The sequence below is a fragment of the Azorhizobium sp. AG788 genome (assembly GCF_943371865.1).
In the GTDB taxonomy this organism is placed as follows: domain Bacteria; phylum Pseudomonadota; class Alphaproteobacteria; order Rhizobiales; family Xanthobacteraceae; genus Azorhizobium.
This window is the reverse complement of sequence record NZ_CALRWL010000082.1, coordinates 1-13567: the sequence shown is the minus strand read 5'-3', so window position 1 is coordinate 13567 and position 13567 is coordinate 1. Positions and strand designations below refer to the sequence as shown.

The 13567-nt window shown below is 65.8% G+C and carries 15 protein-coding genes; 1 reads left to right on the top strand and 14 read right to left on the bottom strand.

Annotation, left to right across the window (positions count from 1 at the left end; all coding sequences use genetic code 11):
• From AAG816_RS26675 to AAG816_RS26655, 5 genes are all read right to left on the bottom strand, one after another.
• The coding region (locus AAG816_RS26675) for a methyl-accepting chemotaxis protein (protein WP_341992754.1) at window positions 1-1496 on the bottom strand (1496 nt) is incomplete at its 3' end.
• 111 nt (window positions 1497-1607) lie between these two features.
• The gene (locus AAG816_RS26670; RefSeq protein ID WP_341992753.1) at window positions 1608-2153 is read right to left on the bottom strand and encodes a chemotaxis protein CheW; all 546 of its coding nucleotides are present in this window, start codon (window positions 2151-2153) and stop codon (window positions 1608-1610) included.
• Complete coding sequence (locus AAG816_RS26665) at window positions 2153-4216, bottom strand: chemotaxis protein CheA (RefSeq protein WP_341992752.1); 2064 nt, start codon at window positions 4214-4216, stop codon at window positions 2153-2155. Before AAG816_RS26665 ends, AAG816_RS26670 begins: the two co-directional genes overlap by 1 nt.
• A complete protein-coding gene (locus AAG816_RS26660) occupies window positions 4213-4581 on the bottom strand; it encodes a response regulator (protein ID WP_341992751.1) in 369 nt (122 codons plus the stop codon). The genes AAG816_RS26665 and AAG816_RS26660 overlap by 4 nt, the downstream gene beginning before the upstream one ends.
• A complete protein-coding gene (locus tag AAG816_RS26655) occupies window positions 4553-4915 on the bottom strand; it encodes an STAS domain-containing protein (RefSeq protein ID WP_341992750.1) in 363 nt (120 codons plus the stop codon). Before AAG816_RS26655 ends, AAG816_RS26660 begins: the two co-directional genes overlap by 29 nt.
• Window positions 4916-5508: 593 nt before the next feature.
• Here AAG816_RS26655 and AAG816_RS26650 point away from each other — a divergent pair.
• Window positions 5509-6609 carry a methyl-accepting chemotaxis protein gene (locus AAG816_RS26650; RefSeq protein ID WP_341992749.1) on the top strand — a complete coding sequence of 367 codons (1101 nt, stop codon included), beginning with the start codon at window positions 5509-5511 and terminating at the stop codon, window positions 6607-6609.
• Between the two features lie 64 nt (window positions 6610-6673).
• Here AAG816_RS26650 and ureG read toward each other — a convergent pair whose 3' ends face one another.
• From ureG to urtE, 9 genes are all read right to left on the bottom strand, one after another.
• Complete coding sequence (gene ureG / locus AAG816_RS26645) at window positions 6674-7312, bottom strand: urease accessory protein UreG (RefSeq protein WP_341992748.1); 639 nt, start codon at window positions 7310-7312, stop codon at window positions 6674-6676.
• Window positions 7309-8016: an urease accessory UreF family protein gene (locus tag AAG816_RS26640; protein WP_341992747.1), complete on the bottom strand. Its 708-nt coding sequence runs from the start codon at window positions 8014-8016 to the stop codon at window positions 7309-7311. Before AAG816_RS26640 ends, ureG begins: the two co-directional genes overlap by 4 nt.
• Window positions 8009-8548, bottom strand: a complete 540-nt coding sequence (ureE, locus tag AAG816_RS26635) for an urease accessory protein UreE (protein ID WP_341992746.1) — start codon at window positions 8546-8548, stop codon at window positions 8009-8011. The genes AAG816_RS26640 and ureE overlap by 8 nt, the downstream gene beginning before the upstream one ends.
• A 55-nt stretch (window positions 8549-8603) precedes the next feature.
• A complete protein-coding gene (ureC, locus tag AAG816_RS26630) occupies window positions 8604-10322 on the bottom strand; it encodes an urease subunit alpha (RefSeq protein WP_341992745.1) in 1719 nt (572 codons plus the stop codon).
• 59 nt (window positions 10323-10381) lie between these two features.
• Complete coding sequence (locus tag AAG816_RS26625; protein ID WP_341992744.1) at window positions 10382-10780, bottom strand: type II toxin-antitoxin system VapC family toxin; 399 nt, start codon at window positions 10778-10780, stop codon at window positions 10382-10384.
• On the bottom strand, window positions 10777-11061 hold the full coding sequence (locus AAG816_RS26620; RefSeq protein ID WP_341992743.1) for an AbrB/MazE/SpoVT family DNA-binding domain-containing protein: 285 nt from the start codon (window positions 11059-11061) through the stop codon (window positions 10777-10779). Before AAG816_RS26620 ends, AAG816_RS26625 begins: the two co-directional genes overlap by 4 nt.
• Before the next feature lie 64 nt (window positions 11062-11125).
• Entirely contained in the window at window positions 11126-11746 is a 621-nt protein-coding gene (locus AAG816_RS26615) for an urease subunit gamma (RefSeq protein WP_341992742.1), read from the bottom strand.
• Window positions 11747-11756: 10 nt separating this feature from the next.
• On the bottom strand, window positions 11757-12512 hold the full coding sequence (locus AAG816_RS26610; protein WP_341992741.1) for an urease accessory protein UreD: 756 nt from the start codon (window positions 12510-12512) through the stop codon (window positions 11757-11759).
• A 100-nt stretch (window positions 12513-12612) separates the two neighbouring features.
• Window positions 12613-13308 carry an urea ABC transporter ATP-binding subunit UrtE gene (gene urtE, locus AAG816_RS26605; protein ID WP_341992740.1) on the bottom strand — a complete coding sequence of 232 codons (696 nt, stop codon included), beginning with the start codon at window positions 13306-13308 and terminating at the stop codon, window positions 12613-12615.
• Window positions 13309-13567 lie beyond the last annotated feature (259 nt).

The window sequence follows — 13567 nt, the reverse complement described above, 5'->3', positions numbered from 1 at the left end:
CCTGCGCCATCGATGCGGAAGTAGGCGATGCTGGCCTGGAGCTGCTCGGCCTGGGCCGCCAGTTCCTCGGAGGTCGCCGACATCTGCTCGGAGGCGCCCGCATTCTGCTGGATCACCTTGTCCAGCTGCTGGATCGCCTGGTTGACCTGATCGGCGCCGATATCCTGCTCGCGACAGGCGGCGCTGATCTCTTCCACCAGTTCCGCGGTCTTCTTGATGTCCGGCACCAGCTTGCCCAGCATGTCGCCGGCATCGCGCGCCACCGTCACCGTCTGGGTGGACAAGGTGCCGATTTCCGCTGCCGCAGTCTGGCTGCGTTCCGCCAGCTTGCGCACTTCGGAGGCCACCACCGCGAACCCCCGCCCATGTTCCCCGGCCCTTGCTGCTTCCACCGCCGCATTCAGGGCCAGAAGGTCGGTCTGGCGGGCGATTTCCTGCACGATGGTGATCTTCTCGGCGATGGTGCGCATGGCCGCCACGGCGCGGCCGACCGCCTCGCCGCTGGCCTGGGCATCCACGGCGGACTGGCGGGCGATCTTTTCCGTCTGCGCCGCATTGTCGGCATTCTGCTTGATGTTGGAGGCCATCTCTTCCATCGAGGACGAGGCTTCTTCCGCCGCGCTCGCCTGCTCGGTGGCGCCGGAGGAGAGTTCCTCCGCACCGGCCGACAGCTCCTGGCTGCCCGCCGACACATTCTCCGCCGCGGACATGGAATCCCCCACCACCGCGCGCAGGCGTTCCACCATGGTGTTCACATGCACAATAAGATCGCCGACCTCATCCTTGGGCGGATCGGCGATGGTCTGGGTGAGATCGCCGCTGGCGACCGCCTGGGCCAGGGCTCCGGCGCGGGAGAGGCCCTTGCTGATGCCGATGGAAATCCAGATGCCGGCCACCGTGCTCACCACCAGCATGACCGCGGCCGCGATCAGCGAGGCCTGAATGGCCTTGGCATTCTCCGCGTCCGCATTCGCCTCCTCCTCCACCATCTGGGAGCGGTTGATCTCGATGATCTGCGCCAGGGGCTTGGAGAGTTCGGTCACCAGGGCCCGCCCCTGCACCTGGGACAGGACCGTCGCCTGATCCTGGCCGTTGTGGCGCATCAGATCCTGCATCTTGGCCTGGAGCGCGACCCATTGCTGCCAGGGGGAATCCATGGCGCTGATCAGGGCCTTGCCCCTCTCGGTGGCCATGCCGCGATACTTCTCCAGCGTGGCGACGAACGTGGCGCGATCGGTCACCAGCTCGGCTTCATACCGGCTCAGGGCCTCGGGGGTTTCCGAGAGCACCATGTTCTTTTCCTGGCGCAGCACCTCAAGCATGGCGATGTTCAGATCCGACACCGTCTCGATGCGCTTCACCGGGCCGTGCAGCAGGTTGTCCATGGTGGCGTTCTGATGGAGCAGGCTGGAAATGCCGAACCAGGACATGGCGACGGCCAGCAGAATGACCAGCGTAAAGGTCAGGCCAAGTTTCAATTTGATGGATGCACGCATGGTCTGCCCCTGTTTGCGATGATCTTTCGGGTGCGTGGCCGCGACTGCGAACCGCCCGTATTTCTATTGTTCAATGACTCACGTGTCCGCAGCGCCCCACGCTGCGGCCGCTCAGGCGGCGGTGCGGGGCGCCGCGCGGTCGCCCGCGCCCTCGACGCCGCTGCCCGCCGCGAACACGGCGGCGATGTCCAGCACCACCACGAACACATCGTCGCGCTTGGCGATGCAGTGGATGAAGTCCTGCCGCCAGGCCATGCCGATGCGCGGCGTATCCTGCAGCGAGGCGGCCGTCATTTCGGTCACCTCATGCACCTTGTCGGCGCGCAACCCGATGGTGGTCTGGTCGCCGCCGAGGTCGATCTCGATCACCACGATGCGGGTGTCCACCGTGTCCGGCCGCAGCGCCATGCCGAACTTGTGGCGCAGGTCCGCCAGCGGCACCACCTTGCCGCGCACATTGATCAGCCCGCCCACGAAGGGATGGCTGGTGGGCACTTCGGTGATGGGCACCAGATCGAGGATCTCGCGCACATGCCGCGCCTCCAGGGCGAACAGATTGTCGTCCAGGCTCAAGGTCAGGACTTCGAGATTGGCCCGCTCGCTCAGGTCCGCCTTGGCGAGGGGATTGCGATGCGGGTTGTGGTCGGGAGTGGGCATCACACGGCCGCCTTCAGTTGGTCTTCGCGGGACTGGCCGAACGACACCAGATGCGGAATGTCCAGGATCAGCGCCACCGCGCCATCGCCGAGAATGGTGGCGCCGGAGAACATCTGAATGTCCGAATGCAGCTTCGACATGGACTTGATGACCGTCTGGTGATCGCCGATCACCTGGTCCACCACCAGCCCGACCTTCATGTCGCTTGAGGACACCACCACCACCTTCTGGTAGCGATCCGCCGGGGTCTTGGCGCTGAACAGCTCGCGCAGGCGCAGGAACGGCACCAGCTCGCCGCGGATGTTCAGGAAGCTGAGGCCGCGGGAGCGGGCATCCTCCAGCTCCGTCAGCTCGACGCATTCCTCCACCGCCGCCAGCGGGACCACGTAGCGCCCCTGCCCCACCCGCACCAGCAGGCCGTCGATGATGGCAAGGGTCAGCGGCAGGCGCAGCGTCACCTTGGTGCCTGCCCCCGGTGCGCTCGACATGTCGATGGTGCCGCGCAGGCCTTCCACCGTGCGCTTCACCACATCCATGCCCACCCCGCGCCCGGACAGGCTGGTGACCGCCGCCGCGGTGGAAAAGCCCGGCTGGAACAGCAGCTGGAACAGTTCGGTGTCGTTGAGCACCGCGTCGGGCGTGATCAGCCCGCGCTGCTCGGCCCGTTCGCGGATGCGCTCGCGATCGAGGCCACGGCCATCGTCGGTGAGCGTGATCAGCACCTCGGTGCCCGCGTGCTGGGCGGCCAGAACCATTCGCCCGCGTTGGGCCTTGCCGGCGGCGATGCGCTCCTCGGGCGCCTCCAGGCCATGATCGATGGAATTGCGGATCATGTGCACGAGCGGATCGTTGAGCTGCTCGATCACCGTCTTGTCGAGCTCGGTCTCCTCGCCCTCCATGATCAGATCGACCTGCTTGCCGAGATCGCGGGAGAGGTCATGGACCACCCGGCGGAAGCGGCTGAACAGGGAACCGATGGGCAGCATGCGGATGCCCATGGTGGTGTCGCGCAGTTCCAGCACCAGCCGCTCGATCTCCTCGGCCACCGCCTTGACCTGCTGGTCGTTGGACAAGATGGAAATCTGCCGCAGGCGCGATTGGGTGATGACCAGTTCGCCCACCCGCTCCATCAGTTCGTCCAGCCGCTCCGCCGGTACGCGGACACTGGCATTGGCCCGCGCGTCGCGGCGCTCGGAGCTGACGGCGGCTTGGGTGGCAGCACTTTGGTGTGAGGCTGATGGGGCCGAGACCGCTTGGGGTGCCGCAGCCTGGGACACGGGGACAGCGCGCGCCGCAGATGCGGCGGACGCATCGGCCTGCGCCGGCGCGAGCGGGGCAGCGCCCAGGGCATCGGCGCCGGACGGGGCCGCATCGACGGGGAGAATCTCCAGATCCATATCGTCGCGGATGAAGAGGAACACATCCTCGATGGCCGACAGCGGCTCGCTGGTGCGCAGCACGATCTGCCAGGAGATGTAGCAGGTGGCCGGGTCGATCTCCGCCAGGCTGGGCACCGCATCGGTGCGGGCGGTGACGATGGCCTCCCCCATCTCCCGCAACTCATCGAGCAGCAGCAGCGGGTTGGTACCATTGGCCATGGCATCGCGCGGCAGGCCCATGCGGATGTGCCAGGTGCGCACCGGCGGCACTTCTGCCGGCGCCGTGAGGCTCTCGGGTTCGGGTGCCCCTTCGCCGTCGCAGATGCGCTGCAGCGCCTCCAGGATGGCAGCTCCCGCGGCGAGGTCCGCCGCCTCCGGTGCCTCGATCAGCACCCGCATATGGTCTTGCGCCCGCAGGCCCACGGCGATCAGGTCGCGGTTCGGGGCGAGGCGCCCCTGGCGCACCATGTCGAACGCGGTCTCCACATGATGGGTGAAGGCCGCCACCGCCTCAAACCCGAACATGGCGCCCGAGCCCTTGATGGTGTGCAGGGCGCGGAACGCGGTATCGATCATTTCGCCATCGCCGGGGGCGTATTCCAGATCCAGCAATGTAATCTCGAGCAGAGCCAGGAGATCCTGCGCTTCCTGCTGGAAGATCTCTCTGGGATCGGTCGCGTTCACTGTCCGAGCACCTTTTTGGCCAGGGTCAGCAATTGCTCGGGCTGAAACGGCTTGGTGATCCAGCCGGTGGCGCCGGCGGCCTTAGCCTCGGCCTTCTTCTCCGCATCGGACTCGGTGGTCACCAGAATGATCGGCACCCCGGCAAGGTTGGGCAGCTTGCGCAGTTCGCGCACCAGCGTCACCCCGTCCATCACCGGCATGTTGAGGTCGGTGAGCACCATGCTCACCACCGCGCCGCGCGCCGCCGCGAGCCCCTGCGCGCCATCGGCCGCTTCGATGACATTATAGCCGGCACCGGACAGCGTCATTTTGATCATCTGACGCATGCTGGCGGAATCATCCACCGTGAGGATGGTATTGGCCATCGCTGAACTCCAAAGTGTTTTGCGAGAATATGTGATCGGGATCGGACGGGTTCCCGTCCGGGGCAGCAATGCCGGCCCGCGCCAGGGCTTGCGCCAGCACACCTCCCGCGGGATGCCGCACTGTGAGCGCGATACCGGCGGCCAACGCGCTCTTGCGCGCAGCCAGCAACAGTTGAATAAAACTCAAGTCGACGCGCGTCACATCGGCGCAGCAGAATTCAACATCACCGGCGAACTCGAGGGCGTTCGACATTTTTATCTGTGTTTCTTGCGCCTCGCGCAAAGTGATATCGCCCGAAAATGTACACCGGCGAATTTGACTCTCGTCACCCATGGATACGTCCCCCACACCTCATGAATTCGTGCACTCCGATACCGCCGGAAAATCTCCATGTGCCTCAAATACTGAACAAAAAGAACCACGTAAAACATTGGAAATATTTTTGATAAAATTACAAAATCTCCGAAATAGTTTCAAAAAATTGCATATCTAGGAATGCATTTTTAGATTCCAAGCTTAACAATTCAGTGACACATCTTCTATTTGCTAATAAAGCCATCAAGCTTGCTTGTGGCTGTCGCGTCTTTCGATTGAGGAGGTAGAAGTGTACACGTGCGATACCTGCATTTGACGCTGAAAGTCACGGTGGGTAAGGAATGAGAGCACCCGCACATCGCGCCTCATCCTGCTCGGGATCTTTCCGCTTGGTTCAACCGCAACGTGCGCTGCCGGCTCAACGAGCCTATGTCACCGGAAATATTGGAAATAAACTGTTGGATGCGTCGCCGATGCCAGTCCCATGCAAGCGCCACGCGCGAGGGTGACCGCAACATCCGAATTGGCGCGCACCCAGGTACTCCCAAGTATTCTCTGCGCCCGATTCGCCATGTGGAACCCTATCGCCCGCAATCCGAGAGTTTGAACCCATGGTCCCGCGCAGCGTGTCGCACCCCAGCTCAACCTCGGCCGATTTCGACCCCAAGACCGAGGCCGCAGCGTTTCTGCAACGGTGGATGAGCCTCTCCCTCACCCAGCAGCGCGCGCTGGATGTGCTGATCCGGGAAATCGCCATCGCGTCGGATCATGCGGAAACCAATGTTCAGAGCATTTCCCAGAAGTTCCAGAACATCGCCAGCACCACGCGCAGTCAGGCCGCCACCTTCCATGAGATGATTACCTCCAGCCAGGTGGTGAAGCTCAATGGCGCCGAGGTTCCCCTGACCCAGGTCGCCGGCGGCCTCAGCGAGACCCTGTCGGGACTGGTCAACAAGGTCAGCCAGATGTCGGCCCGCGGCGGTACCATGCTGGGCTCCCTGGACGGCGTATTGAGCGAATTGAAATTAGTGGAAGCCAGCGTCGCGGAGATCGACAAGATCAACCGCCAGACCAATCTGCTCGCCCTCAATGCCAAGATCGAGGCGGCGCGCGCGGGAGACGCGGGCCGCGGCTTCGCCGTGGTCGCCGACGAGGTGCGCGAGCTGGCCAAATCCGTCAATCAGCTCTCCGCGGCCATCCGGCGGCAGATCGGCTCCATCTCCGATGGCCTGCGCACCAGCCATGGCATGCTTCAGGACATCGCCGGGCTCGACGTCTCCAGTGAGAATGCCGCCGCGAACCAGCAGGTGAAGAGCGTGATGCAGAGCCTGCTGGATCAGAACACCGGCTTCGCCGCGGTGCTGCGCCAGACCGCGACCACCACGGAGCAGATCAGCGCCGATGTGGCCTCGGCCATAGTCAGCATGCAGTTCCAGGATCTGACCAAGCAGAAGCTGGAAAGCGTCACCGGCGTCCTCGCCACGCTGGCATCGGCGATGGCGGGCCTCAGCGCCCAGACCGGCACGCAGATCGGCGCGGCAGCGGTCGAGATCGACAGCGCCTTGGCCAACCGCATCATCTCGGGCTGCCCCCTGAGCGAGGTGCGCAAGCGCCTCTCCGCCGGCATCATCGACGGCACCAGCCACACCGCGCCCCGGGCCGCGCTCGCTGCGGTGTCCCAGGGCGCCGATGACGGCATCGAGCTGTTCTAGCGGGCGCCCATACCGGCGACCCGATCGGCGAGGACCGGTCGCGGGTCGGCGACGCTGATGGCTGCTAGGTCGCCGCGGACAGCCCGCCGGCCTTCTCGATGAAGCGCGCCACCTCTTCCACGCCGATGCCGTGCTTGATGGAGGCAAACACATAGGGCCGGGTGCCGCGCATGCGGATGGTGTCCGCTTCCATGATGGAAAGGTCCGCGCCCACCAAAGGGGCGAGATCGGTCTTGTTCACCACCAGGAAATCCGAGCGGGTGATGCCCGGCCCGCCCTTGCGGGGGATCTTCTCGCCGCCGGCCACGTCGATCACATAGATGGTGATGTCGGCCAGTTCGGGGGAAAAGGTCGCCGCCAGATTGTCGCCGCCGGATTCGATCAGCACGATCTCCAGATCGGGAAACTTGGCCTGCATGTCGGCCACGGCGCGCAGATTGATGGAGGCATCCTCGCGGATCGCCGTGTGCGGGCAGCCGCCGGTCTCCACCCCGAGAATGCGCTCGGGCTCCAGGGCGCCGGCCACCGTGAGCAGGCGGGCGTCTTCCTTGGTGAAGATGTCATTGGTGATGGCGCAGATGTCGTAGCGGGTGCGGAACAGCTTGCACAAGCCTTCCACCAGCGCGGTCTTGCCCGAGCCCACCGGCCCGCCGATTCCCACCCGCAAGGGGCCGTTGCCAGACGTGCTTTGAGAAGTGCTCATGAGCGAAACAGCCTCGTGTATTGGGTTTCGTGCCGCATGCTGCCGAGATCGGCCCGGAAGGTGGCGGTGCCGAGATCGTCCAGCGTGAGATCCTGAATGTCCGCCGCCAGCGTGCGCACCTGGGGCATCAGGCCCGCCACCACGCGGGTGCCGGCGGTCTGGCCGATGGGCGCCAGCCGCAGCGCGGCGGACACCAGCGTCTGCATCACCGCGAACAGGAAGGCCTCCACCGCGGCCCGTTGCGGCAGGCCATGCACCGCCGCGGCAAAGCCCACCGCCACCGCATAGGCCACATCCGCCGGCAGAGCGGCGGCGGCGGCCTCCAGCAGCGGATTCGGCCAGGCCATCCGCACCGCATCGATGAAGCTGCGGCCCTGCTGGCCACTCTCCAGCCGCAGTTCGGCAGAGGGCGCCAAGGCCATGGCCAAAGCATTGATCTCCAAGAGCGCCGCCAGATCGCCGTGCGCGCCGGCCGCGTGGGCATGGCGGAACACGATGCCGTCGGCGCGGCAGAAGCCGTGCTGCAGCAGATCGGCCAGCCAGCCCTGAAGCGCCGCCTCGTCGGCGAGATCGCCGGCGTCCGAGGCCCATTCCAGCGCGTGGGAATAGGCATAGCCCCCCACCGGGAATCCCGGTGAGAGCCATGCAAACAGGGCCAGCAAGCCCTCCTCCGGCGGCGCGACCCGCGCGCCGGGATCAGTCATGCTTGTGGGAAGCGTGTCCGCAGGAGGCGCTGTGCACATGGCCCTCTTCGCCATGGTCATGGTCGTCATCGCCCTCGGCGGCGGTGGAATGGCTCTGGGCGGCCTCATAGGCGCCGCGCTCGGGCTTGAACGGGCGCACCACCTGCTTGGTGGAGGCACCGATGCCGCGCAGCATGGTCTCGATCACCGGATCCTGGGTGATATAGAGCGCTTCGGCGGTGATCTCGGTGGGCACGTGGCGGTTGCCCAGGTGCCAGGCGGCGCGCATCAGGCGCAGCGGGTTGAAGGTGGTCACCTCCAGCAGCTTCTCGGGCGCCGCCTTCACCTGCACCAGGCGGCCGTCGTCCAGTTCCATGGCGTCGCCGTCATCCATCACCACGGCGCGGTCGAGATCCAGGAGGAACTCCAGTCCGCCATCGGTGGTCAGCGACACCCGGCGCCGGTGGCGGCCCTGATGGTCAAGGGTGATGGTGTCGGCCACCAAATCCACACGCACGGCAAGGTGACGGACGATCTTTGCGGAACGGATCATGCTTTGGCTCCCGGGGGCGCGCCCAATCGTAGGCCGACGTACGGCTGCGCCTCGCTTAAAACAAAAAATAGCGTTGCGCCATGGGAAGTACATCCGCCGGCTCACAGACCAGCAATTCCCCATCGGCGCGCACGTCATAAGTCTCGGGATCCACCTCGATATGCGGGGTGGCATCGTTGAGCACCATGCTCTTCTTGCCGATGCCGCTTCGGGTGTTTTCCACCGCCACCAGGGTTTTGCCGGTCTGCAACCGCGCCGCCAGCCCGTCCTCCACCGCCACCTTTGAGACGAAGGTCAGCGAGGTGTGGGTGCGGGCGCGGCCATAGGCGCCGAACATGGGCCGATAATGCACCGGCTGCGGGGTGGGAATGGAGGCGTTGGGATCGCCCATCTGCGCCACCGCGATCGCCCCGCCCTTGATCACCAGATCCGGCTTCACGCCGAAGAAGGCCGGGGTCCACAGCACCAGATCCGCCAATTTGCCCGCTTCCACCGAGCCGATGTGGCGGGACATGCCGTGGGCGATGGCCGGGTTGATGGTATATTTGGCGATGTAGCGCCGCGCCCGCAGATTGTCATTGTCGCCGGTTTCGCCCGGCAGAGCGCCGCGCTGACGCTTCATCTTGTCCGCGGTCTGCCAGGTGCGGATCACCACCTCGCCCACCCGGCCCATGGCCTGGCTGTCCGAGCTCATCATGGAGAGCGCGCCGAGATCGTGCAGGATGTCCTCCGCGGCGATGGTCTCCTTGCGGATGCGGCTTTCGGCGAACGCCAGATCCTCGGCGATGGAGGGGTCGAGGTGATGGCACACCATGAGCATGTCCAGATGCTCGTCGATGGTGTTGCGGGTGAACGGCCGGGTCGGGTTGGTGGAGGACGGCAGCACATTGGCCAGCCCCGCCACCTTGATGATGTCCGGCGCATGCCCGCCGCCGGCGCCTTCGGTGTGGAAGGCGTGGATGGTGCGGCCCTTGAAGGCGGCGATGGTGTCCTCCACGAAGCCGCTCTCGTTCAGGGTGTCCGAATGGATCATCACCTGCACGTCGAACAGGTCCGCCACCGACAGGCAGCAATCGATGGCCGCGGGCGTGGTGCCCCAGTCCTCATGCAACTTGAGCGCACAGGCGCCCGCCCGCACCATCTCCTCCAGCGCCTTGGGCTGGGAGGCATTGCCCTTGCCGGCAAAGGCCAGATTCATCGGGAAGCTGTCCGCCGCCTCGATCATCCGCGCCAGATGCCACGGGCCGGGGGTACAGGTGGTGGCGAAGGTGCCGGTGGCCGGCCCGGTGCCGCCGCCCAGCATGGTGGTGACGCCGGAGGCCAGCGCCTCGTCGATCTGCTGCGGGCAGATGAAATGGATATGGCTGTCGAAGCCGCCGGCGGTGAGGATCTTGCCCTCGCCCGCGATCACCTCGGTGCCGGGGCCGATGATGATTTCCACACCACTCTGCACGTCGGGATTGCCGGCCTTGCCGATCTTGAAGATGCGCCCGTTCTTCAGGCCCACATCGGCTTTGACGATGCCCCAGTGATCCAGGATCACCGCATTGGTGATCACCGTGTCCACGGCGCCGTCCGCATTGGCGATCTGGCTCTGGCCCATGCCGTCGCGGATCACCTTGCCGCCGCCGAACTTCACCTCCTCGCCATGGAGGGTGAAATCCTTCTCCACCTCGATGATGAGGGAGGTATCGGCAAGGCGCACCTTGTCGCCCACGGTAGGGCCGAACATGTGGGCGTAAGACGAGCGGGGCAGACGGGCGGGAGCGGACATGGAGACATGATCCTCAGGGAACCATTGAATGAAGAGACGCAGCGGAAATGCGGCCGGCTCTAGCTTTCAACATTTTGAAACAAGGGACGCTCACTGGCCTTGGCGTCGAACGTCCATGTGGCCGCGCACCCGGCCCGCTGGTTCAACGCGCCGATCAGCGCATCGGCGAAATCGAGGTTTTCGGCCTGCATGATCTCCAGGCCATCGATGACGGCATCGCGATCGGACAGGACATAGCTGGGACTTTCCAGCAGCCGCTCCAGCGTCGCCATCAGTTCCGCGCGGCTCGCCTTGTACCGGCGCCCCAGGGTCCACATCAATTCCAGCAGCACGGCCACATTGATGTAGCCGGGGTCATCGGGCGTCAGACGCTCCAGCACGCCCGCCGCCAAAGGCGATTGCCGAACATCATCCTTCAGCATCGCCCGCAGCAGGACGTTGGTGTCGAGCCCCATCATGCGGCGCGGCCCTTGGGTTTGCGCGCCTTCGCATCCCGCGCCGCCGCTTCGTCCAGAATGGCGTCGGCATCGGTGGCATAGTGCGGATCGGCGCGCAGATGCGCCAAGGTGCCGACAATGGCCGCCGCGCTCTGCGCGCGGATGCGCATCTTCAGCGTGCCGTCATAGCCTTCGAAGAACTCGACCAGATCCCCCGCACGGATGGCGAATTTTTCCCGCAGCGCGGCCGGCAGCGTCACCTGCCCTTTGCTGGTGACCGTAGATCCACCCATCAGCGCCATGACCGGTTCTCCTCGTGCGCTTCTCCTTACTTTCAGGAGACGATACCACAAAACGCACTTTTCCTTACAGCTTCCCCGCCACCGCGCCGCGGAAGCCATAGACCTCGCGCTTGCCGCCGAACGGCACCAAAGTGACCTCGCGGGTGGCACCGGGCTCGAACCGCACGGCGGTGCCGGGGGTGATGTCGAGGCGCATGCCGCGGGCTTTTTCGCGCTCGAACACCAGGCCGGGATTGGTCTCGTAGAAATGGTAGTGGCTGCCCACCTGGATCGGGCGGTCGCCGGTATTGGCCACCGTGATCGAGACCCGCTCGGCGCCTTCATTGAAGATGATGTCGCCCGGCGCGGTGATGATCTCCCCCGGCACAGCCTCGGACGTCTCGCCCCGGATCGGGTGATGCACCGTCACCAGCTTGGTGCCATCGGGGAAAGTGGCCTCCACCTGGATGTCGTGGATCATCTCGGCGATGCCCGCCATCACCTGGTCGGTGGTAAGCACGCGCGCGCCGGCGGCCATGAGATCGGCCACCGTGCGCCCGTCGCGGGCGCCTTCCACCACGAAATCGGTGATGAGCGCGATGGCTTCGGGGTAATTGAGCTTCACCCCGCGCGCCAGGCGCTTGCGCGCCACTTCGGCGGCCATGGCCACCAGCAATTTGTCTTTCTCCCGCGGCGTCAGCAGCACGGCAGTCTCCTCAAAGGGCCCAGACACGGGGCATGGGCGCCCCGCGAAAGGCGGTCAGGAATGCGACGGCGTCCCGTCGCAGGGTTTCGATGTCCGGCGCTAGCCAGCGGGCGGCCAGAAGGCCGTTCCATGCGCTGGCGCCGCATTCGCTGCGGTTACCTTCCATGAGGCCGCGAGCTTCGTCCAGCCGCGTTTCCGCATCAGGCGCCACATACAGCAGGGTCGCCAGCGCCCGGTTGCCCGCCGCGATGGCCGGACGCTGCAGCAACTGGGCAATGGGGCCGCTCAGGCGCAAGGCATCGGCATAAATGAGGCCGCCGCCGCGGCGGACATGCCAATGGTCCTCCAGATGGCCGGACGCCATCACCTCGCCCCGCGCCACCCGGCCGAAGGCCAAAGCCTCGAAGGCCAGGAAGCGGGCCTGCGGATCGAGATCCACCGCGAACCGCCGCACCAGCCGGGCCTGATCGAACAGCAAGGTCTCTTGCGGCAGCCAGTGCAAATCGGCGCCCGCCCCCACAGAGAGCGCCACGTCGATATGCGCGGTGCTGCCATCGGAACGGTAGATCTTCTCCGCCGCCGGGGTGGCGAGGGTCACTTGCGCACCGGCCCCGGCCTCCACGGCGATGCGGAACTGATCGCCGCTGCACACGCCGCCGGCGGTGTTGACGAACACCGCTTCCACCGCCGGACCGGGCACGCGCGGCATGCGCACCCGCAGGGCGCCGTCTTCGGCCGCATCCGCCACGCCGGTGGCGGCGCCCATGCGGCTCACCGCCAGGCGGACCGTGCCCTGGCTGCGTTGGCGGCGCGGCGCGTCGGGGATCTTCGGTGCTGGCTCAGATGGCCATGCGGCCGGAGGCTGATCAGATGGCCATGAGGCGGCGGACGTCGTCACCATCAAGTCCGCTCCTGTCGCCACGGGCCACCACCTCGCCGCGCTCCATCAGGATGAAGGAATCAGCCAGGTCGCGCGCGAATTCGAAATACTGCTCCACCAGCACGATAGCCATATCGCCTTTGTCGCGCAGGTAGGAAATGGCGCGGCCGATGTCCTTGATGATGGAGGGCTGGATGCCCTCGGTGGGCTCGTCCAGCACCAGGAGGCGCGGGCGCGTCACCAGTGCCCGGCCGATGGCCAGTTGCTGCTGCTGGCCGCCGGAGAGATCGCCGCCGCGCCGGCCCAGCATGGATTTCAGCACCGGAAACAGATCGAATACCTCGTCCGGGACGTGCTTGTCCTTGCCTTTCAACCGGGCGAAGCCGGTCTCCAGGTTTTCCTTCACCGTGAGCAAGGGAAACACCTCCCGCCCCTGGGGCACGAAGCCGATGCCCAGCGCGGCGCGGTCATAGGTGCGCATCTTGGTGATGTCGCGGCCGTCGAAATTCACCGAGCCGCCAGCGATGGGCTGCTGGCCGACGATGGCCCGCAACAGCGAGGTCTTGCCCACGCCATTGCGCCCGAGCACGCAGGTGACCTGCCCGGTGACCGCCTCCAGCGACACGCTGCGCAAGGTATGGGCGGCGCCGTAATAGAGATCGAGATTTTCGACCTTCAGCATGATGGGCCTCCGCTCAACGGGACTGGGGTGCGCAAGCGTGTGGGAAGGGGCAGCGCGCGCCCTCCCATCCGCGCACCGTGCCCCCTCCCCCCTTGCGGGGGAGGGTTGGGGTGGGGGGTGAAACGATCGCCGCCGGGCGTCCGGTCAGAGGAATGATATTGGGAGAGGCGTGCCCGCAGCCGGACGGAAGGCAGGCCAGCCTCCCGGCCACCGACCAACATCGGCCCGCGTTTCACCCCCCACCCCCCCCACCCCCCCC